This is a genomic window from Pseudomonas sp. Snoq117.2 (genome assembly GCF_900110545.1).
Taxonomy (GTDB): domain Bacteria; phylum Pseudomonadota; class Gammaproteobacteria; order Pseudomonadales; family Pseudomonadaceae; genus Chryseomonas; species Chryseomonas benzopyrenica.
Map to the genome: position 1 here is coordinate 440,023 of NZ_FOED01000004.1, position 20,097 is coordinate 460,119.

Annotated in this window: 16 protein-coding genes, 1 tRNA gene and 1 rRNA gene; 8 read left to right on the forward strand and 10 right to left on the reverse strand. The window is 64.1% G+C overall.

All coding sequences use genetic code 11. The annotated features are described in order from the left end of the window. Nucleotides 1-12: 12 nt before the first annotated feature. The 5 genes from BMZ43_RS13860 to iolC are packed head-to-tail and all read right to left on the reverse strand — an operon-like array spanning nt 13 to nt 6,128. Complete coding sequence (locus BMZ43_RS13860; RefSeq protein ID WP_093254357.1) at nt 13-852, reverse strand: TIM barrel protein; 840 nt, start codon at nt 850-852, stop codon at nt 13-15. Between the two features lie 34 nt (nt 853-886). After that, nucleotides 887-2,386: a CoA-acylating methylmalonate-semialdehyde dehydrogenase gene (locus tag BMZ43_RS13865; protein ID WP_093254360.1), complete on the reverse strand. Its 1,500-nt coding sequence runs from the start codon at nt 2,384-2,386 to the stop codon at nt 887-889. Nucleotides 2,387-2,434: 48 nt separating this feature from the next. Further along, on the reverse strand, nt 2,435-3,250 hold the full coding sequence (gene iolB / locus BMZ43_RS13870; RefSeq protein WP_093254363.1) for a 5-deoxy-glucuronate isomerase: 816 nt from the start codon (nt 3,248-3,250) through the stop codon (nt 2,435-2,437). A gap of 12 nt (nt 3,251-3,262) precedes the next feature. Further along, nucleotides 3,263-4,165, reverse strand: a complete 903-nt coding sequence (iolE, locus tag BMZ43_RS13875; protein ID WP_093254365.1) for a myo-inosose-2 dehydratase — start codon at nt 4,163-4,165, stop codon at nt 3,263-3,265. A 25-nt stretch (nt 4,166-4,190) separates the two neighbouring features. Then, a complete protein-coding gene (gene iolC, locus BMZ43_RS13880; RefSeq protein ID WP_093254367.1) occupies nt 4,191-6,128 on the reverse strand; it encodes a bifunctional 5-dehydro-2-deoxygluconokinase/5-dehydro-2-deoxyphosphogluconate aldolase in 1,938 nt (645 codons plus the stop codon). A 232-nt stretch (nt 6,129-6,360) separates the two neighbouring features. Here iolC and BMZ43_RS13885 point away from each other — a divergent pair, with 232 nt between their 5' ends. The 4 genes from BMZ43_RS13885 to BMZ43_RS13900 all read left to right on the forward strand — a co-directional run bounded on the left by BMZ43_RS13885 (nt 6,361) and on the right by BMZ43_RS13900 (nt 10,117). Then, nucleotides 6,361-7,275, forward strand: a complete 915-nt coding sequence (locus BMZ43_RS13885; protein ID WP_007161507.1) for a MurR/RpiR family transcriptional regulator — start codon at nt 6,361-6,363, stop codon at nt 7,273-7,275. Nucleotides 7,276-7,577: 302 nt separating this feature from the next. Next, complete coding sequence (locus BMZ43_RS13890) at nt 7,578-8,987, forward strand: sugar porter family MFS transporter (RefSeq protein WP_017641138.1); 1,410 nt, start codon at nt 7,578-7,580, stop codon at nt 8,985-8,987. A 51-nt stretch (nt 8,988-9,038) separates the two neighbouring features. Then, nucleotides 9,039-9,944, forward strand: a complete 906-nt coding sequence (locus BMZ43_RS13895) for a sugar phosphate isomerase/epimerase family protein (protein ID WP_064309345.1) — start codon at nt 9,039-9,041, stop codon at nt 9,942-9,944. Between the two features lie 96 nt (nt 9,945-10,040). Next, nucleotides 10,041-10,117: transfer RNA gene (locus tag BMZ43_RS13900), tRNA-Met, on the forward strand. Nucleotides 10,118-10,303: 186 nt separating this feature from the next. Here BMZ43_RS13900 and otsA read toward each other — a convergent pair. Together otsA and otsB are read right to left on the reverse strand one after the other, a co-directional pair. Next, entirely contained in the window at nt 10,304-11,752 is a 1,449-nt protein-coding gene (gene otsA, locus BMZ43_RS13905; RefSeq protein ID WP_068385111.1) for an alpha,alpha-trehalose-phosphate synthase (UDP-forming), read from the reverse strand. A gap of 1 nt (nt 11,753) precedes the next feature. Beyond that, nucleotides 11,754-12,512, reverse strand: a complete 759-nt coding sequence (gene otsB, locus BMZ43_RS13910; protein ID WP_093254370.1) for a trehalose-phosphatase — start codon at nt 12,510-12,512, stop codon at nt 11,754-11,756. Nucleotides 12,513-12,639: 127 nt separating this feature from the next. Between otsB and BMZ43_RS13915 the strand changes: the two genes are divergently transcribed. Further along, nucleotides 12,640-13,173: a hypothetical protein gene (locus BMZ43_RS13915; RefSeq protein WP_093254373.1), complete on the forward strand. Its 534-nt coding sequence runs from the start codon at nt 12,640-12,642 to the stop codon at nt 13,171-13,173. Nucleotides 13,174-13,186: 13 nt separating this feature from the next. On the opposite strand, the gene rimI is transcribed toward BMZ43_RS13915, so the two are convergent. Continuing rightward, nucleotides 13,187-13,639, reverse strand: coding sequence for a ribosomal protein S18-alanine N-acetyltransferase (gene rimI / locus BMZ43_RS13920; protein ID WP_017641143.1), 453 nt, complete (start codon nt 13,637-13,639; stop codon nt 13,187-13,189). Beyond that, complete coding sequence (locus tag BMZ43_RS13925; protein ID WP_093254375.1) at nt 13,636-14,466, reverse strand: energy transducer TonB; 831 nt, start codon at nt 14,464-14,466, stop codon at nt 13,636-13,638. Before BMZ43_RS13925 ends, rimI begins: the two co-directional genes overlap by 4 nt. Nucleotides 14,467-14,627: 161 nt before the next feature. Between BMZ43_RS13925 and mksB the strand changes: the two genes are divergently transcribed. From mksB to mksF, 3 genes are read left to right on the forward strand one after another with little or no spacing between them, the layout of a single operon-like run. After that, nucleotides 14,628-15,890, forward strand: coding sequence for an Mks condensin complex protein MksB (mksB, locus tag BMZ43_RS13930; protein ID WP_017641145.1), 1,263 nt, complete (start codon nt 14,628-14,630; stop codon nt 15,888-15,890). Further along, complete coding sequence (gene mksE, locus BMZ43_RS13935; RefSeq protein WP_093254378.1) at nt 15,880-16,542, forward strand: Mks condensin complex protein MksE; 663 nt, start codon at nt 15,880-15,882, stop codon at nt 16,540-16,542. The genes mksB and mksE overlap by 11 nt, the downstream gene beginning before the upstream one ends. After that, complete coding sequence (gene mksF / locus BMZ43_RS13940) at nt 16,539-19,340, forward strand: Mks condensin complex protein MksF (RefSeq protein ID WP_093254380.1); 2,802 nt, start codon at nt 16,539-16,541, stop codon at nt 19,338-19,340. The genes mksE and mksF overlap by 4 nt, the downstream gene beginning before the upstream one ends. Nucleotides 19,341-19,790: 450 nt before the next feature. Here the strand turns inward: mksF and rrf are convergent. Next, nucleotides 19,791-19,906: ribosomal RNA gene (gene rrf / locus BMZ43_RS13945) — 5S ribosomal RNA — on the reverse strand. Nucleotides 19,907-20,097: the final 191 nt, after the last annotated feature.

The window sequence follows — 20,097 nt, forward strand, 5'->3', positions numbered from 1 at the left end:
CCGGGAGGCGCGTCACCCAGCGACAGCTTCGCCAGCCACCTGTTTTTCCAACAGGGCTACGCTCTGCGCTAGGGCTGATTGCGGATCAGCGAGTGCATGGACGCTGGCAGCGAAGGGCTCGAACGAGAGATAGCCGCGGTAACCGTCGTCGAGGAGGTGCTTGATCTGCTCTGCGTTGCCGAGAATATCCGCCTCACCTACCAGTACCCGGTGCGCATCGCGAATCTGATTAAGAGGCACGTCCGCATCTTCAACGCCGGAGATGTGCACCAGGCCAGTCAGCTCGGCGAAGAACTCGGTCTCGCCCGCCAGATGATGGTGGAAGGTGTCGTGCACCAGACGGAACACGTCCAGTCCGCCAACCGCCTTGATGGCCTCCACCGCCTGCCGCTTGAGGCGCAACGAGCACTCTTCGAAACCCAACGGTTCGACGAAGCCGAGGATGCCGTGGTCGCGCAGAATGGGGGCCAACTCGCTCAGGGCCGTGCGTAGGTCACGGGCACGCTGGGCGGCATCGCGGCTGTCGCCACGGTCGTTGAGCGGGCACATCACCAGCCCCTCGGCGCCACAGGCTTTGGCATAGGCAGCCAGTTTCAACGTCTGGGCGCGGCGTTCGTCGTTCCAGACGTCGAAGGGATAGAGGGCGTTGATGGACAGCAGGCGGATACTTTCGCCTTGGCAAAGGTCACGAACCCGCTCTGGTGGAGTGCCATCATCTATTTCCACATCATTGATATCGTTACGGATTTCAATGGCGTCACTGCCCATGGCCTTGGTCAAGCGAATGAACGCCGAAAGGTCCAGGGAGGGGGCAACGATTCGATTGAAGGCAAAACGCAGCGGCTGACTCATTTGTTCTTGTACTCCAGGGGCGTTGAGGTTGGGGTCACTTGGCGGTAGGCATGCTGAATTCGGCGCCCTTGGCGATGCTGTCGGGCCAGCGCTGCATCACGCTCTTGTAGCGGGTGTAGAAGCGCAGGCCTTCCTCGCCATAGGCGTGGTGATCGCCGAACAGCGATCTCTTCCAGCCACCGAAGGAATGCCAGGCCATGGGCACCGGGATGGGTACGTTGATGCCGACCATGCCCACCTTGATGGTGCGGGCGAAGGCGCGAGCGATGCCGCCGTCGCGGGTGAAGCAGGAGACGCCGTTGCCAAATTCGTGGGCGTTGATCAGCGCCACCGCGCTGGCGAAATCCGGCACCCGCACGATGCCCAGTACCGGACCGAAGATCTCTTCCTTGTAAATGGTCATTTCCGGAGTCACGCCATCGAACAGGGTGGCGCCAACGAAGAAACCGTTTTCGGCGCCGGGCACCTTGAAGTTGCGGCCATCGACCAGCAGCTTGGCACCCTCCTCCACCCCTTGCGTGATATAGCCCTCCACCTTGGCCTTGTGCTGTCCGGTTACCAGCGGCCCCATGTCGGCATCGGCTTCCACGCCGTTGCGCACCCGCAGGGCATCGATGCGCGGCAAGAGTTTCTCGATCAGGGCATCGCCCACCTCACCCACCGCCACGGCGATGGAGATGGCCATGCAGCGCTCGCCGGCCGAGCCGAAGCCAGCGCCGATCAGAGCGTCGGCGGCCTGGTTCAGGTCGGCGTCGGGCATCACGATCATGTGGTTCTTGGCACCGCCCAGGGCCTGGACGCGCTTGCCGCGGCGGGTGCCTTCCTGGTGGATGTATTCGGCGATGGGGGTGGAGCCGACGAAGGAGATGGCCTCCACGTCCGGGTGCTGCAGGAGGGCGTCGACAGCCATCTTGTCACCCTGGACCACATTGAACACGCCATCGGGCAAGCCGGCCTGCTTGAGCAGCTCGGCCAGCAGCAGGCTGGCGGACGGATCGCGCTCGGAGGGCTTCAGGATGAAGGTATTGCCGGTGGCCAGCGCCATGGGAATCATCCACAGCGGCACCATCACCGGGAAGTTGAAGGGGGTGATGCCGGCGCATACGCCCAGCGGCTGGCGCAGGTTCCAGTTGTCGATGCCGCCACCGATGTTGTCGCTGTAGCTGGTCTTGGCCAGGTGCGGCGCGCCGCAGGCAAATTCCACCACCTCGATGCCGCGGGTCACCTCGCCCATGGCGTCGGACAGCACCTTGCCGTGCTCGCGGGTGATCAGCGCCGCCAATTCCTCGTGGTGCTGGTCGAGCAGCTCCTTGAAGCGGAACAGGATGCGCGAACGGCGCAAGGCTGATTGCTCGGACCAGGCAGGAAAGGCCGCCTTGGCCGCCGCGACGGCCTGCTCGACGGTCTGCGCCGTAGCCTGGGCGACCCGTGCCTGAACCACGCCTTCGGCCGGATTGAAGACGTCGCTGAAACGCTCGGCCTGGGCCACGATCTCGCCGTTGATGTAATGCCCGATGACGGGGGTTTCGCTCATGTGCTGCATCCTTGTGTCTGAGCCGCCGTGCGGCTGATGAAGGGGGACTTACCGCTCCAGCAGCCACTCGTGCTGCGGATCGTTGTGGAATTTCCAGACGCGCTTGGGGCCGGCCATCACGTTGAGGTAATAGGACTCATAGCCATAGGGCACGCTGACCGGGTGATAGCCGCGCGGTACCAGCACCACGTCGTGGTCTTCCACCGCCATGGCCTGATCCAGGTCGCGCTCGTCGGTGTAGACGCGCTGGAAGATGAACCCCTGCCCCGGATCGATACGGTGGTAGTAGGACTCCTCCAGCAGACTTTCCGAAGGCAGGTTGTCGCGGTCATGGCGATGGGGCGGATAGCTGGAGGAATGCCCGGATGGAGTGCGCACCTCCACCACCAGCAGCGAATGGGCCGCCGCCGTATCCGGCAGGATGTCGCAGACATAACGGGTATTGGCGCCCTTGCCACGGGTGGATCTCTGCATGCTCGCCGGCTCGATCAGCCGCGGTGGCAGCCGGTCTGCCACCACCGGATTGCCGGGCGAGGTGCAGACGGCCACTTCAGCGGCGCTGTCGGCGGTCACCCGCGCCTCGCTGCCGGGCGGCAGGTAGGCGGCATAGGGCGAGACGTCCTCGAAGACGCTCTGGCGACCGGCCAGTCCGCGCCAGGCGAAGTCGCCCAGTTGCGGATGCCCGCCTTCGATACTGGCGCCGCCGCTGAGCAGCACGATGCAGACTTCCAGGTCACCCGCCACCACCGGCAGGGATTCCCCCGGTTGCAGGCGGTGAGCGGCGAAGCCGACGTAGTCCAGGGCACCGTCCGGGACATTGACGATGTCGCGGGCGCTACGGTCGGCTTTGACGAGCAGATTCATCGCAGTTCCTCCTCAGGCAGTGGCCTGCGCCACCAGCTGGCGCAGATGGTCGTAACCTTTCTTGGCGTATTCGTAGGCCGGCGCCACGGCCGGGTCCTGCTCGGCTTCCACCACCAGCCAGCCTGAATAGCCGGCGGCCACCAACACCTTGAGCAGCGCCGAGAAGTCGATGTCGCCATCCCCCGGCACGGTGAAGGTGCCGTTGAGGATGCAGTCCGGAAAGCTCCACTGGTTGTTGCGCGCCAGCTGTACCACGTCCTTGCGCACGTCCTTGAAGTGCACGTGACAGACCCGGTCGATGTGTTGCTGCAGCACGCTCAAGGGATCGCCACCGCCCATGTAGCAGTGACCGGCATCGAACAGCAGGCCGACGTCCGGGGAGGTCAGTGCCAGCAACCGGGCGATGTCCTCGGGCGATTCCACGTAGGCGCCCATGTGGTGGTGATAGGCCAGGCGCACGCCCTGGCTCAGGGTGAAGGCGGCCAGCCGATCGAGCTTCTCGGCATAGGCCTGCCAGGCGGCGTCGTTGTGGAAGCGCGGCCGTTCGATCAGCGGCACCCGCTGACTCTGAATCGACCCGGCCACCTCGCCATAGACCAGCACCCTGGCGCCGTTCTCGGCCAACAGCCGGCAGTGTGGGCGGATCGCCTCGATCTCGGCCTCGACACCACGGTGCGCCAGGCCGCTGGAATACCAGCCGGACACCAGCTCCAATCCGTGCTGACCCAGCACCTCGCCCAGGGCCTTGGGCTCGCTGGGAAACTTGCCGCCCAGCTCGAAGCCCTGGAAGCCAATTTCCGTGCCCTCGCGCAGGATGGTCGAAAGCGGGGTGTCACCACCCAGGGCCGGCAGGTCGTCGTTGGCCCAGGAGATGGGATTGATGCCGATCTTAAGTTGTTGTTGTTGTGCAGTCATGTCAGCCCTACTCATTGGATAGCGATCAGGCGCGAGCGGCGCGCCAGGCCTGGATCAGGAATTCGAAGGTGGCGCGCACCTGGGCGATCAGCCCGGCATCGTCGATCTCACCGGCGAGCCAAGCCCGACTCGGTTGGCCGAAAATGGTCCGGCCCACGGCAAAGCCGCGGCAGCGGGTACTGGCACTGGCCTGACGAAAGCCTTCGGCCAGTTCCTCGGCCGGGGCGTTGAGGCCCAGCAGCACTACGCCTTGGCAATGGGGATCGCGTTCGGCGATCAGGGCGTCGAGTTGCTGCCAGACACCGGCCGGCTGGGCCTCGATCTTCCACCAGTCAGGGTAGATGCCCAGGTTGTACAGCCGCTTGATGGCGCGGTAGAGCACGTCGGGCCGGGTGGACGCATGGTTCTTCGGCGGGATGACTTCCAGCAGGAGCTCATGACCGCTGGCCTGGGCCGCCTGGTACAGCCCCCTGAGCTGGGCCTCCTGCTCCAGCCGCAACAGCGGCTCGTCATCGGGGTGGAATTGCACCAGGCACTTGATGATCTGCTCGTCCGGCCAGCTCAGCAGGGTGCTGCCCACCGAGCGGCCGTGCTCGAAGGCCAGCGGCCGCGAATTCTGTAATTCCACCGGGCGGGCCACCCACCAGCCACGGCCGGTGGCGGCATTCAGCGCATCCTGACCGAAGCGCTCGTCGGCCAGCAGCCCGACATCTGCCGCCACGCCCTGGCACGCCAGCGCCTGCTCGACCTCGGCGATGGCCTGGACGAACAACTGCTTGAGTTGGGGAATGCGCGCCGGATCGGCCCCCACCTGCTGGGCGCTTTCCACCAGCTGGTAGCGGTGATCGAAGGCGAAGATGAACAGCGGCTGCCAGACGCGGCGGCGGACGCTGACCCGGTGCAGGCGAGTGAGCACGGGATCGAGGTCCGACCGGGTGATGGGCACCGGGCTGTGGTGGAGGTAGTCCAGTTCGGCCAGAGTCGGCATGGCCGGGGCGCAGCCATGGCGCGATACCACCAGTCCACCGCAGGCATTGGCCAGCCGGCAGCATTCGGCATCATCGCCACCGGTCAGCCAGCCACGCAGGAAGCCGGACATGAAGGCATCGCCCGCCCCCAGCACATTGAGCACCTCGACGCGGATGCCGCGATGGATCTCGCCCTCCTCGAGACGCGCCGGGATGGCGCCGTGGAGCACCGTGCAGCCCTGGGCGCCGAGCTTGACCACCAGGGTCGCCGCGGTCACCTCGCGCACCCGGCGCAGGGCGGTGAGCAGGTCTTCGCTGCCCCCGGCGATCTGGAATTCCTCTTCGGTGCCCACCACCAGGTCGAAGCGCGGCAGGATGCGCTGCACATGGGCGCTGACCTCGGCGCTGGCGATGAAGCGGGTCTCGCCATCGGCCTTGCCGGTCAGCCCCCAGAGCACGGGGCGGTAATCGATGTCCAGCACCCGCTTCACGCCATTGCGCTCGGCGTAGTCCAGCGCCCGGCTGCTGGCCTGGAACACGCCCTCGGTGGAGAAGTGGGTACCGGTGATCAACAGCGCCTTGCTGCTGGCGATGAAGGCCTCGTCGATGTCGTCCACGCCCAGCGCCATATCGGCGCAATTCTCGCGATAGAACACCAGGGGAAAGGTCTCGCGGTCCTTGATGCCCAGCAGCACCATGGCGGTGAGGCGCTCGCGATCCACCCGAACGCCGCGAGTGTCGCAGCCTTCACGCGCCAGGGTCTGGGTCAGGAAACGGCCCATATGATCATCGCCGACCCGGGTCAGCATCGCCGACTTCAGCCCCAGGCGCGCAGTGCCGAAGGCGATGTTGGCGGAGGACCCGCCCAGGTACTTGGCGAAGCTGCTGACGTCTTCCAGTGGCGCGCCGATCTGCTGCGCATAGAGGTCGACGCCCAGCCGCCCGAGGCAGATCACGTCGAACTGGCGTCCACTGGCGAAGAAATTGTCACCCATTGGTGGCTCCTGCTTATTGTTATCGGCCGACCGTTCGTACCCGAGGGCCGAATACGTTTTGAAGTGAGCTCAGGCTAGAACGCCGCCACCAACAAATCAACAAAAATTCCACATGAGTATTTATGGAATTTAATTTCCATATCCGGAAGACGCCTGGACCGGTACCCGACTTCGACGCCACCCGCCGAATGGGTTAAGTTGCCGACATAAGAATCCCACCGTGAGATTGCCCATGCCCTCTGATTCCCTGGCCGACGACGTTACCAGCAGCGCTCCGCTGGCCGATCCGCCTGGCAATGTCGAGCAACTGCTGGCCTGTATCACCCGCGATTACGACGCCCTGCCACGCCAGCTCAAGCGCGTTGCGGCCTATGTCAGCCAGCAGAGCGACAGGGTCATGGTCGATCGCATCAGCGACATTGCCAGCCAGTGCGAAGTCCATCCTTCAGCCATCGTGCGCTTCTCCCAGCGCTTCGGTTTCAAGGGCTTCAGCGAAATGCAGGCACTGTTTCGCGAGGCCTACACCCACAAGACCACGCCGGTGCAGAACTACCAGCAGCGCATCCGCAACATGATCGCCAACAAGAGCCAGCGGGCCAGCAGCGGCGATCTGGCTCGCGAGTGCATCAACGCCACCCGCTCAGGCCTGGATCGACTGGCCGAAGAACTGGACGACGCCGCCTTCGCCAAGGCCGTCGACCTGCTGGTGAATGCCGAGAACATCTATGTGGTGGGGGTGCGTCGCTCCTTCGCCGTAGCCGATTACCTGGTCTACAACCTGCAGCACACCAACAAGCGCATCCACCTCATCACCGGGCTGGGCGGCGGCTATCGCGAGCAGATGCGCAGCATCGCCCAGGGCGACCTGCTGATCGCCATCAGCTTCAGCCCCTATGGCAAGGAAAGTCAGCAATGCGTGCGCATTGCCCAGCACCACAAGGCCAAGACGCTGATCATCACCGACAGCAACCTCTCGCCCCTGGCCAAGCGCGCCAGCGCGCTGCTACTGGTCAATGAAGGCAGCGCCTTCGCCTTCCGATCGTTGAGTGCCACCCTGTGCCTTTGTCAGGCGCTGTTCCTGGCCCTTGGCTATCGCCTGGAATTGAAGATGGATGAGATTCAGCTGACTCAGGAAGAAGACGACTAGCTTGATAAGGGCGGGCCAGAGCAGACCTTCCGCTCTCGAAGAAGCCTCGTCCATTTTTTAGAAAATATTTTCTAAAAGGATATAAACGATATTTTAATTGCATGAGCGAAGACCTGTGCCTAGGATGAGGCCAAGCCTTTCGATGGCCGATCACTCCCGCGCCTCGGTCGACAAGAACAACAAGGAGTCCTCATGCCCATGCCCCCTCACTGCACGCTGTCAGTCCAAGCCCTTCCGCTCGGTCGGCCGCCCTCAGCTCTCGCCTAGTCCCCCTCTTTTCACGACTCGTCGAGGCTCTTTCCATGGAAACCAGCAAGATCGCTCTGGCCGGCACCGCATCGCCCGCCGGTGCCACCCCCAGTAGTCGCAAACTCCAGGTCATCACCACCATAGCCACCTTTGGCGGCCTGCTGTTCGGCTACGATACCGGCGTCATCAACGGCGCCCTGCCCTTCATCAAGAACGACCTGCACCTGACCCCGCTCACCGAAAGCCTAGTGGTCTCCTCACTGGTATTCGGCGCAGCCCTGGGCTCGATCGTCAGCGGACGTTTTTCCGACGCCCATGGCCGCCGGCGCATCATTCTGCTGCTCTCGTTCATCTTCATGCTGGGCACCCTGGGCTGCACCTTCGCGCCCAATACCGCCACGATGGTGCTCGCCCGCTTCGTGCTTGGTCTTGCCGTGGGCGGCGCCTCGGTCACCGTGCCGGTCTACCTGGCCGAGATGGCTCCCAAGCATTTACGCGGGCAGCTGGTTACCCGTCAGGAGCTGATGATCGTCACCGGTCAGTTGCTGGCCTTCACCAACAACGCCCTGATCGCCAATTTCTACGACGGCGACCACACCTGGCGCTGGATGCTGGTGATCGCCACCCTTCCCGCCATCGTGTTGTGGATCGGCATGCTCAGCGTGCCGGAGAGCCCACGCTGGCTGGCCTCCAAGGGACGCTTCGGCGAGATGTTGCGCACCCTGCGCCAGATTCGCGAGGAGCACCACGCTCAAGCTGAAGCTCGTGAAGTTCGCCAGCAGGCCGAAGACGACGCCCGCCAGGGTGAAGGTGGCTGGGCCGACCTCAAGACCCCCTGGATCCGCCGCGTCTTTCTCATCGGCCTGGGCATCGCCGTCACCCAGCAGATCACCGGGGTCAACTCCATCATGTACTACGGCACCCAGATCCTCACCGATTCCGGATTCGCAACGAAGGGCGCTCTGATCGCCAACGTCGCCAATGGCGCCATCTCGGTGGTGGCCACCTTCGTCGGCATCTGGTTGTTGGGCCGGGTCAACCGCCGCCCCATGCTGCTGATCGGTCTGCTCGGTACCACCACCTCGCTGCTGCTGATCGGAGTGCTGTCCCTGATCCTCGAGCCGGGCCTTACCCGCGGCTTCGCCATTCTCTCCCTGACCGTGGCTTTTCTGGCTTTCCAGCAAGGCGCCATCTCGCCAGTGACCTGGCTGATGCTGGCGGAGATCTTCCCCATGCGCATCCGCGGCTTCGCCTTGGGCATGTCCGGCTTCGTACTGTGGCTGGTCAACTTCCTGGTGGGTTTCTTCTTCCTGCAACTGGTGGCCTGGTTCAGCATCTCCACCACCTTCTTCCTGTTCTTCGCGCTAGGACTGGTGGCCTTGACCTTCGTGTTCCGCTACCTGCCAGAGACCCGCGGCCACTCGTTGGAATCCCTCGAACGCTACTTCCGCAAGCTGGGCTGATGCCACTGCTCGCCATTCACCTTCAAGATCATCGTATCCAGGAGTCATGCCATGAAGATCGCCATTGATCCCTACATGTATCGCAACCTGAGCCTCGCGGAGACCTGTCGGCGGGTAGCGGAGTCCGGCTTCGAATATCTGGAGCTCTCGCCGAGGGAAGACTTCCTACCCTGGTGGAAGCGTCCGCGAGCACATTCGGAGCGCATCGCCGAACTCAAAAAAGCGCTCAAGGACCATGGTCTGCAGGTCGCCTCGCTACTGCCCATGTACCGCTGGGCCAGTCCCCACGAGGACGAACGCCAGGCCGCAGTCAATTACTGGAAGGAAGCCATCCAGGTAGCGGTGGAGCTAGGCTGCGACACCATGAATTCCGAATTCGGTCGTGGTCCCTCGCCCGAGCGCGGTCACAAGATCAGTTGCTGTGGCGGCAGCCATAGTCATGAGTCCAGCGAAGCGGCCTGGTGGCGCTCGATGGAAGAGCTGGTCCCGATCTTCGAGCGCGAAGGCATCACCCTGAACATGGAGCCGCATCCGGAAGACTGGTGCGAGACGTTGCATCCGGCCATCGACATGCTCAAAAGCATCGGGTCCGCCAACGTCAAATTTCTTTATTGCGCGCCCCACACCTTCTACTTCGGCGACGACATGGCCCAGATGATCGCGGATGCCGGCTCGCTGATCGGCCACGTGCACATTGCCGATACCTGGAACCACAAGGCTTCCTCAGGCCTGCGCTATATCGTCAATCCGCCAGGTGCCCAGGTAAGCGTGCATCAGCATATGAACATGTACCAGGGCGAGATCGACTGGGACCTGTTCTTTTCCTCGCTGGCCAAGGTGGGTTTCGACGGCATCGTCACGTCCTGTGTGTTCGGCTGGGAAGAACGCGCCGATGAGTCGGGGCGCTTCATGCGTCAGGAGATTCAGAAGTACGTAGACAAGCATTGGTTACGCTGAGACAGCGCCGCGCAAACGCTTGATCGACAAACAGAAATTTCTTGAGCAGAAGGCTTGACAGCCACCGGCGCCTTGCCAATAATGCGCGCCTCGGATGGCTACGTAGCTCAGCTGGTTAGAGCATAGCATTCATAATGCTGGGGTCCGGGGTTCAAGTCCCTGCGTAGCCACCACCTATTTCCAAGGGTCAGCGTAAGCTGGCCCTTTTTTATTGCCCACGAAAAAGTCCACCGTGGCACCGCTTTTAGTCCCCTCTCCCTCCGGGAGAGGGCCAGGGTGAGGGGCCTTTCACTCCGGACCTCAGCCTCGCCCCATGAAAAAGCCCGACCTAAGCCGGGCTCAATCGCACCGCGAAAAGCTTACAGGGCGACCTTCTGCTTGCTGTCGACCTCTTCGCTAGCCGCGTCCTTGGTCTCGATGGACTGCACCAGCGCCTTGGAGCTGAAGGCGCGGAGGTCGCGCAGGAAGTTGTCGCGCCAGGAGGCCAGATCCGCCTTGCGAATCACCCGCATCATGTCTTCGTAGCGCGACTTGCGCTCTTCCAGCGGCATGCGCAGCGCCCGGTCCAGTGCCTCGGCCATGCCGACATGGTCATAGGGGTTCACGATGAGCGCGGAATTGAGCTCGCGCGCCGCGCCAGCGAAGCGCGACAGTACCAACACGCCGGGATTCTCCGGATCCTGGGCCGCCACGTACTCCTTGGCCACCAGGTTCATGCCATCTCGCAGCGGGGTCACCAGACCCACGTCGGAAGAACGGAACAACCCCATCACCGTGCGCCGGTCATAACTCTTGTTCAGGTAGCGGATCGGTGTCCAGTCCAGCTCGGAGAAGTGGCCGTTGATATGGCCGGCATGGCTTTCCAGTTGGCGGCGGATGTTCTGGTAGGAGACCACGTCCGCCCGCGACGAGGGCGCGATCTGCACGAACTGCACCGCCCGATGATGCTCGGGGAAATGCTCCAGCAGCTTTTCGAACGCCTGGAAGCGCTCCACCAGACCTTTGGAGTAGTCGAGCCGGTCGACGCTGACGATGGTCTTGTAGGGCACACCCTCGATGCTGCGCGAGATGAACTGGCGCCGCGTGCGATAGGACTCGGCCTGCTTCTGGATGACGTCCGGCATCACGCCGATGGGATAGACGCCCACGCGGAAGTTGTGGCCATAGGCGGTCAGACTGCCATCCTTTTCCAGCACGCCGCGTACTTCGCGGGTGATGTAGTCCTGGAAGGCCAGCTGGTCGGTATCGGTCTGGAAGCCGATCAGGTCATAGAAACACAGGGTCTTGAGCAATTCGTTGTGCGGCGGAATCGCAGTGAGGATTTCCGGCGCCGGGAAAGGAATGTGCAGGAAGAACCCGATACGGTTGCGAATGCCCAGCATGCGGCAGGCTTCGGCGAAGGGAATCAGGTGGTAATCGTGCACCCAGATGATGTCATCGGGCTTGAGCAAGGGTTTCAGGCGCTCGGCCATGGCCATGTTGACGCGTCGATAGCCGTCGTACTCTTCGCGGTTGTAGCGCGCCAGATCGATCCGGTAATGGAAGATCGGCCAGAGGGTGGCGTTGGAAAAACCGCGGTAGTAGTGGTCGTAGTCACGCTTGGTCAGGCCGAAGGTTACGTAGTCGATATTGTCCTTGGTCTGGGTCTTGGCCGGCCCGTTTTCCTTGACCGTCTCGCCGTTCCAGCCGAACCAGATGCCACCCGACTTGCGCAGGGCGTCCAGCACGCCCACCGCCAGACCACCCGCGGTCGCCTTACCTTCTTCGATCGGGGCGACCCGATTCGATACCACCACTAAACGGCTCATCCTAATCTCCTTGCTTATAATGTGGCGCGAGGTCGCGGCTCAGCTGTTGCAGCCAGAGGGCTACCGCTTGGACCGAAGGCAGGCGGGTCTTGGCGACCGTCTCCCCCTCCCCTACCTTGACGGTCAGACCGCCTCGCGCATTAACGACGGCGAACCCCTCTTCATCGGTGCGATCGTCACCGAGAAACACCGGCAGGCAGCCGGCAAAGGGTTCCAGTTCGAGAAAGCGGGCGATGGCTTCGCCCTTGCTCGCCGCAGCGGGCTTGAGTTCGAAGACGCACTTGCCCGGTTGCAACTTGAATTCGGGATGCTCGGTGGCGATGCCTTCGGCCAGTTCGCGTACCAGGGCTTCCTTGTCCGGCGCCTGGCGATAGTGCAGGGCGAAGGCCACGCTCTTGCGTTCGAGCAGCAGGTCCGGATGTTCGGCCAGGGCCGCTTCCAGACGGGCACCGATTTGCGCCAGCATCTCAGCGTCCAGGGTCACCCGATGGGTCTTGCCTTGGGGATCGCGCCATTCGGCGCCATGCACCCCAGCCGCGGCCAGCCGCAGCGGCGCCGTGAAGCCATCAATCTCGGACAGCGGGCGCCCGGAAACCACGGCGACACCATGGTAGCGCGCCAGCTGTTCGAGGGCGGCGAGGGTTTCGGCGGGAATGAAAACCTGTTCCGGACGTGGCTGCAATTCTGCCAGGGTGCCATCCAGATCGAAGAAGAAGGCCAGCGGTTGGCCCGATGAGGTGAGGCTGTCGAGGTCGATCATGGAAGGTACGACTGCCGGGTCACCGTATGGTTCGTTCACACCTTCCGGCGGTGCCGAGGAATTCCCCTTGCCGACGCGTAGTCGGATTCAGGGAGATGCTCTAGCAGCCCTGCCTTTGGAGACCACCATGAACAAGCCCGACATCACCAAGACCCCCGAAGAAATCGATGACATCCAGGACCGCATGGGCGACATGCGCGAACTCGACTTCAGCGACCGCAAGGACGAGCGCGGTGGTCGCATCGGCGACGAAATGGACGAGCGCGACTATAAAGGCCAATTCCCCGAGGAGCGCGTGCGCCAGGCCGGCATGACCGGTGGCGAAACTCTGGATCATCAACCGACCATGGACGACGCCAGTCCGGAAACCCTGCTGGACGAGACCGGCGCCCGCTCGCCGACCGACTACGGCGATGCCTGGCCCAATGACAAGGAGCTGAGCGTGGTCGAAGACACGGACATCGGCGGCGGCTCGGGTCAGGACGAAGCCGAACTTGGTCGCAGCCATCCCCTGGACGGCCAGGCGTGGGACGGCGAGGCCGACGAGCCCAACGAAGCCGAAACCCAACGGGACGCCCGCTACTCCGATCTGGACGCCAACGACGAAGACCTCGCCGGTGACACCAGCCTGGATCTGGACGAAAAACGCGCCGATCACTGAAACCGCTGACGGCCTAGTCGAGCAGCGTACAGGCCATCACCAGCGCATCTTCCCGGCCGCCGACCGCGGGATAATAGTCCCGCCGGCGGCCGATCTCGTTGAAGCCATAGCGCTCATACAGCCGATAGGCCGACTGATTGCTGGCGCGCACCTCCAGAAAGCACTCGTTAGCCTTGGCCTTGCGCGCTTCCTGCAGCAAATGCTCCAGCAGGCGCAGACCGAGACCGCGCCCCTGGCTTTCCGGCTTGATGGTGATATTGAGCAGATGGGCTTCGTCGAGAATGACGTTGATCACTCCATGCCCCACCTGCTGCTCGCCGGCCGTCATCACCCAGCAGTCGTAGGACTTGAGCGCATCCAGGAAGATGCCGCGGGTCCAGGGGTGGCTGAAGGCCTGATATTCGATCTTCAATACCGTGTTCAGATCGGCTTCGGTCATCCGCCGAAAGCTCACCGCATCGTTCATTGCTGTTCCATCCAGCGGCGCCGCTGCGGGCGCATGGCTTGCCAGAGCCTGGCCTTGGCAGCCGGCTCTTCCATCAAGATATCCAGCCCTGGCACCAGCCAGGCCGGTCCCAGGGCGGTGTCCTGTTCCACACCGGTGAGCTGCGCATCCTCGACGCCACCGCAGCGCCGCGCCGCGCCGCCGATCAGCCAGAGCCCCAGGCCTTCGCCCAGGCGCTCCTGGTGCCCCGAGACGAAGCTCTGCACGAATTCGCAGGCCGCGGCCGGCCCCTGGTCGAGTTGACCGCTGTTGAGCAGTGGCCAGCGAATGGGCTCTTCACTGACGATCCGCGGCGTATCCGGCAGGCCAGCAGCGCGCAGCAGATCCCGCAGCAACAGATAGGCAGGATCGCGCGAACCCAGAGTATCGCCAGTGGGCAATTCCAGCAGCAACAGGCAACGCCCGGCCTGCAACAGCTGCAAGGCGAAGCGCGGCGCCGGCTCGCGCGACGGTGACGGCGCGCGCTCCGGCTCCGCCTCGACCACCGTGGCCGCAGCCGGCTTTACTGCGCTGGGTCGCGGGATCTCGATGCGCGGACGATTCGCCGTCGGTGCCTCGACTACTGCAGCGGCTGGCGCAGCCTTGGCTACCGGCTCCGGGCGTACCACCCGGGCGGCGACAGGCGCCTCCTCCGGTTCCTCGACCCACAGGGCCTCCGGCCGCGAAGGCGCCGCGAAGGGCAATACCGTACGCGGCACCCAGACATCCAGCTGCAGCGCCTGCAGATAGGCACGACGACGCGCCTCGGCGGCAAGCGAGGGGCTGGTGGAAGGGGCGGGGTCGGACATGGGCGGATCCTTCGGACACGCGGCGGGATTATGCGGGGCGGCATTGTCGCCCGGATCGTCCCGGATCGAAAGGCCGCCCTGCCCATCGGTCCCACCGCGGTCACATCGAAGGCTCTGGCGTCTGGAGTACAATGGCGCTTTTGTCTGGTGCGGTCCCCGCCATGATCGACCCCAAACGCGTCCTGCGTACCCTTGCCGAACACTGGCACCTCATCGACCCGCTGTGCACCCACTTCGACAGCGGTACCCTGGGCCTGGCCGAACTGCGCGCCCGCCTCGCCGAGCAGTTGCCCGAACGCACGCCGGCCGACCTGACGGCCCTGCTGGACACCTGGATCCGCCTCGACATCCTGGTGCCGGTGGCCAAGAGCCCCAACCGCTTCGAACTCAATGGCCAGATCCACGACTTCCTCGGCTACCTCAGGCGCGAACACCGCCTGGGCCTGTGCCTGGAAATCGAGGCCTACCTGCGCCACCTGGAACGCCTCGCCGGCCACATCCGCGAAGCCTTCGACAACCGCGACGGCCCCGATCTCGTTCGCCAGCTGCGCCTGCTGGACATGCGCGTGCGCGATGTCCTCAAGAAGCTCGCCAACGACGGCCATGCCCTGGAAGGCGTCGCCGAACGGGCCAAGACCAGCGACCGCCAGATTCCCCTGCGCCAACGCTATGCCGAGGTGCTGGCCACCTGGGACGAATACGTCGAGCCGATGATCCAGCTGGTGGCCGCCGATGGCGCCTTCGAGCGTGGGGTGCATCGCGTCGAGCAGGTCCTCCTGCACCTGCTGGGCGAACAGCAGCGCCTCGGCCAGCTGGTCGACGACGACCTGCTACTGCGCACCCAGGCGCGCATCCTGGAGATGCACAACGCCGCCCAGCTGGCGCTCAGACGCGCCCGCGAATTGCTGCTGCCGCTGCGCGAGGAAGCGCGTCGGCACAACGCCGTGACCCGCGGCGCCGCCCTGGCCCTGGCCACCATTCGCCGCAAGGGTCTCGACGCCGTGCCCCAGGCCGCCTTGCCGCTGTTCAGCCGGCCGCAGAGCGTCTTCCTCGGCACCACCGCCCAGGTGGAAAGCTATGTCTACGCCCTGGCCCGCTTCGAGCCCAAGCCGGCGCGCTTCCCCAGCCAGACCAGTCGCCCGCGTGACAGCGAACGCCCGGCCGCGCCCCGTACCGCCCGCGAGATGCTCGATCTCTGCCAGGACGCCCTGCCGCTGCCCGACCTCATGGCCTGGCTGCTGGAACAGGAGCCGGCCGGCGACACCGACGAGCTGCTCTACTGGTTCTCGCGCCTGTCCCGGGATACGCGCTTCCAGCGCCAGCGGCTGGATCGGCGCCACTACGACACCCTCGAACACCGCGTCAGCCTATGCTCCTACGCCCTGACCGCCCGATCTCTCGCGAGCGACGCCCATGCAACTTGATCTCAATGAAATGACCCAGCTCGCGCCCATCTTCCGCGAGTTGTTCAAGGGCTATCACCTGTCCCGCAGCGAGCCCGAGAGCTACGCCCAGCTCAGCCAGCTGCAGGACCAGTACCGCGCCCTGTTCCGCGCACTCGGCTTCGAACTGGTCTGCGATCCACGCGGCTTCTACTATTTCGTCCCCGAGCAAATGGGCGCCCAGGTCAACAAGACCGCCCAGCGTCTGGCGCTGTTCACCTTCATCCTGGTCGAGCACCTGGCCGACCAGGGCCGCGACCCCCTGGCCGTGCTCGACGGCGGCACCCTGGGTCGGCACGAGTTGCCGGCGCTGCTGGACAAGTACCGCGATCTCTTCCTGCAGGCCGAGGTGACCACCCAGGAAGAACTGGAGGAAAAGATCCTGCGCCGCCTGACCCAGCTCGGCTTCGCCCTGGACAGCAACGGCACCTACCGCTTCCTGCCGCCCATGCACCGTTTCCTGGATGTCTGCCTGACCGTACAGCAGGACCGCGACCTGGCCGCCGGCCTGCATGCCAGCGACCTGCCGCTGCCGGCTCCGACCCTGGCCAGCGACGAGGACAGCGCCGACGAGGATGACGAAGAGGCCGCCCTGGCACGCGCCATCGCCGCAGAACGGGAGTTCGACCTATGATCCGCTACGGCATCAGCCGCTTCGCCCTGCTCAACACCGCCGGCTACAGCCTCGGCCTCTTCCCGCTGGAACAGCCGCTGTCGGTCTATGGGGCCAACAACCTGGGCAAGAGCGCCTCGATCAACGCCCTGCAATTTCCCATTCTGGCGCGGCTCTCCGACATGAGCTTCGGCAAGTACAGCAACGAGCAGTCGCGCAAGTTCTACTTCGCCACCGACACCAGCTACATCCTCATCGAGCTGCGCCTGGCCCACGGCCCCCACGTCATCGGCGTGGCCGGTCGCGGTCCGGGGGGCGGCTTCGGTCACCAGTTCTTCGCCTATGCCGGCGAACTTGATCTGGCCCACTACCAGCGCGACGGTGCCTGCCTGCGCCAGCGCGAACTCTTCGCCAGCCTGGAGCGTGCCGGCCTCAAGGCCTACGAGGTCAAACCCGAGGAGTTGCGCCGCCTGCTGGTCGGCGGCCACACCAGCATTCCGCTGGACCTGACGCTGATTCCGCTCAGATCCACCAGCGAACAGAGTCTCAAGACCTTCCGCGCCCTGTTCATCAATCTGCTGCACATGCGCGAGATTACCGCCGCCAAGCTCAAGCAGCTGTTTCTCGACGCCTTCGAGCACAGCCTGAGATCCGGCAGCGTCGACTACATCGCCGCCTGCGAGGAAGCCTTCCGCGACGTGCGCCGCATGGAGCAGGACTACCAGTCCCTGGTGGCCGCCGGCCCGCTGGTGGAAGCCCTGGCCAAGGGCGTCGAACAGCGCGATCACCTGAGAGGCAAGCTGCATCGCCTTTCGCCCCTGCTCGACAGCCTGCTCGGCACCTGGCAGCACTACGCGATCGACCATCGCGACGAGCTGCTGGCCCAGACCGAGCACTATCGCCAGGAACAGGACGGCCTGCAGCAGAGCCAGCGTGACGGCACCAGTGAGCTGATGCGTCGCGAGCGCGAGATCAGCAGCCTGCAACGCTGGCTCGCCGACCTGGCCCAGCTCAAGCACCGCTTCGCCCTGATAGACTCCACCGCGCCCCTGGAAGCTCAGCTGCTGGCGGCCAAAGACGCCCACGACGAACTGGCCGGCGCCCTCTCCCAGGCCCGTCAGTTCAGCAGCGAAGACCTCGACCAGCGCGTCCGCGAACTGGAACAGCGCCTCAAGGGTATTCGTCAGCAACTCGATCACGCCGACAACAACAGCTACGCCCGCCTGCGCGAGGAATTCAGCCAAGCCGACGTCGATCGCCTGATGCGGCTGTTCAACGGCCAGTTGTTCAGCCTGCCACTCGGCCCCAAAGGCGTCGAACTGGCCGAAGACGGCAGTTGGGTTAAGACCTTCGAAGGCATCCTGGCACGTTTTCAGGGCGATCACCTCGAACTGCCGGGCCTGTCCCTCGACCTTTCGGGGATCGAGCCGCCCACCCTGCAGGCCCTGGCCGACCGTACCGCCTTGCGCGACCAGAAGGACCGCCTGGAGCGCGAACTCAAGCAACTCAAGGCCCAGCAGGGCGTCAGCCTTGACCGCCAGGCCAGCAAGGCCCAGGCCGAAGCCCTCTACCAGCAGGTCCTGGATGCCCAGAAGGCCCTGGAAGATTTCCGCCGCTGCCAGACCCTCGGCGCCGAAGAAAACGAAAAACTCGAACAGCTGGCCCAGCTGGAAGCCGCTCAGGACGAACTGAGGCGTGCTGGTGACGCCTTCACCGAACGCGTCCAGCAACTCTCTGCCAAGCTGCAGCTGATCGGCCGCCAGCTGGCCGACCTGGAAGCCAAGGACCGCACCCTGGCCGACGCCCTGCGCCGCCGGCAGCTGCTGCCCACCGACCTGCCCCAGGGCACGCCCTTCATGGAAGCGGTGGACGATTCCCTGGAGAACCTGCTGCCGCTGCTCAACGACTACCAGGACACCTGGCAGGCCCTGCAGCGCGCGGACACCCAGATCGAGGCGCTCTATGCCCAGGTCCGCCTCAAAGGTGTCGCCAAGTTCGATAACGAGGAAGACCCCGAGCGTCGCCTGCAGCTGCTGGTCAATGCCTATGCCCATCGCCAGGACGAAGCCCTGACCCTGGCCAAGGCCCGCCGCGCCGCCGTCACCGATATCGCCCGCACCCTGAGAAACATCCGCAGCGACTACGACAACCTGGAACACCAGCTGCAGCTGTTCAACCGCGAGATCAACCGCAAGCAGGTCTCCAACCTGGAAAGCTTCCGCATTGTCCTGGCGCCCAATAAGGAAGCGCTCAAGCACATCGACCAGATCATCCACAGCGCGGGTCAGTACGAGGAAGGCGAGACCCTCTCGGTGTTCGATCTCACCCAGGACAGCAGCCAGGACCAGAAGAACGAGGACGCCAAGGAATACCTGGCACGCCTGGTGGCCGCCAACGGCAACCAGCTCGGCCTCAAGGACCTCTTCGAACTGGCCTTCGAGATCACCAAGCAGGGTGGTCAGCCAATCCTGCATACCGACATCGACGGCGCCGCGTCCAATGGCACCACCATGACCATCAAGGCGCTCACCAACATGTACCTGTTGCTGCACCTGATGGACCGGGAGCAGGCCGCCAAGATCCGCCTGCCCTACTATCTGGACGAAGCCGCCGACATCGACGAACGCAACCAGCAGGCCCTGATCGAGACCAGCCAACAGTTGGGCTTCGTGCCCATCCTGGCCAGCGTCAAACCCCAGGTCAGCGCCCAGGTCGCCATCGACCTCGAAGGTGGCAGCGGCCCCGGCGGTATCTACATCGACGAAGCCGACTGGAAGTACATTGTCAAACGCGACCTGGCCTTGCCCGACCCCGCCTGAGTCCTTCCAGAACGCAAAAAGCCCGGCACACGCCGGGCTTTTTCTTGCTCGCGTAACGCTGTCGTAGGTTGGGCTGAGCCTAGCGAAGCCCAATATCCGGAAGCCAACCTCGCCCCCTCAACGCCCCGCCGCAGCTCGCTTGATCCCTGCAGCAGACCTGATCGTTGGGCTTCGCTGCACTCAGCACCAACCTACGCCGGTCCCTTGCCGCGCTTTAAACACGACAGCCCGGCACAGCCGGGCTGTCGGTGCTCTTACAGACCTCAAGCCGCACCTTGGCGGTCAGGCAGCCCTCAAGCTCCCAGCCGCACCGCTCCTGGTCCCCTCTCCCCCCGGGAGAGGGCTAGGGTGAGGGCAACCCCAGGCACCCTGGCGTCCGACCAGATTTTTCCCGCCCCAAAGACAACACCCCCGTCAGAGTGATCTGAGCGGGGGTGCTGGGTGTTAGGCGCTTGACGATGACCTACTCTCACATGGGGAAACCCCACACTACCATCGGCGATGCATCGTTTCACTTCTGAGTTCGGGAAGGGATCAGGTGGTTCCAATGCTCTATGTTCGTCAAGCAATTCGGTTGGCTGGCCAGGCGTTGAAGCTACCTGGCTGGCCCAATTGGGTCGGTGATCGAAGTAGACAACTCGTCTTGGGGTCTTGCGAACCCACGCGCCGTTTTCGGCGTCGTCTTCCTCACGCTCTGACCTGCGGTCAGATTGTTTGGGTGTTATATGGTCAAGCCTCACGGGCAATTAGTATCGGT

Bases quoted from the DNA above. Each gene is read 5' to 3' on its own strand.
- BMZ43_RS13860 (WP_093254357.1), bottom strand. From the start codon at position 852: ATGAGTCAGCCGCTGCGTTTTGCCTTCAATCGAATCGTTGCCCCCTCC.
- BMZ43_RS13865 (WP_093254360.1), bottom strand. From the start codon at position 2,386: ATGAGCGAAACCCCCGTCATCGGGCATTACATCAACGGCGAGATCGTG.
- iolB (WP_093254363.1), bottom strand. From the start codon at position 3,250: ATGAATCTGCTCGTCAAAGCCGACCGTAGCGCCCGCGACATCGTCAAT.
- iolE (WP_093254365.1), bottom strand. From the start codon at position 4,165: ATGACTGCACAACAACAACAACTTAAGATCGGCATCAATCCCATCTCC.
- iolC (WP_093254367.1), bottom strand. From the start codon at position 6,128: ATGGGTGACAATTTCTTCGCCAGTGGACGCCAGTTCGACGTGATCTGC.
- BMZ43_RS13885 (WP_007161507.1), top strand. From the start codon at position 6,361: ATGCCCTCTGATTCCCTGGCCGACGACGTTACCAGCAGCGCTCCGCTG.
- BMZ43_RS13890 (WP_017641138.1), top strand. From the start codon at position 7,578: ATGGAAACCAGCAAGATCGCTCTGGCCGGCACCGCATCGCCCGCCGGT.
- BMZ43_RS13895 (WP_064309345.1), top strand. From the start codon at position 9,039: ATGAAGATCGCCATTGATCCCTACATGTATCGCAACCTGAGCCTCGCG.
- otsA (WP_068385111.1), bottom strand. From the start codon at position 11,752: ATGAGCCGTTTAGTGGTGGTATCGAATCGGGTCGCCCCGATCGAAGAA.
- otsB (WP_093254370.1), bottom strand. From the start codon at position 12,512: ATGATCGACCTCGACAGCCTCACCTCATCGGGCCAACCGCTGGCCTTC.
- BMZ43_RS13915 (WP_093254373.1), top strand. From the start codon at position 12,640: ATGAACAAGCCCGACATCACCAAGACCCCCGAAGAAATCGATGACATC.
- rimI (WP_017641143.1), bottom strand. From the start codon at position 13,639: ATGAACGATGCGGTGAGCTTTCGGCGGATGACCGAAGCCGATCTGAAC.
- BMZ43_RS13925 (WP_093254375.1), bottom strand. From the start codon at position 14,466: ATGTCCGACCCCGCCCCTTCCACCAGCCCCTCGCTTGCCGCCGAGGCG.
- mksB (WP_017641145.1), top strand. From the start codon at position 14,628: ATGATCGACCCCAAACGCGTCCTGCGTACCCTTGCCGAACACTGGCAC.
- mksE (WP_093254378.1), top strand. From the start codon at position 15,880: ATGCAACTTGATCTCAATGAAATGACCCAGCTCGCGCCCATCTTCCGC.
- mksF (WP_093254380.1), top strand. From the start codon at position 16,539: ATGATCCGCTACGGCATCAGCCGCTTCGCCCTGCTCAACACCGCCGGC.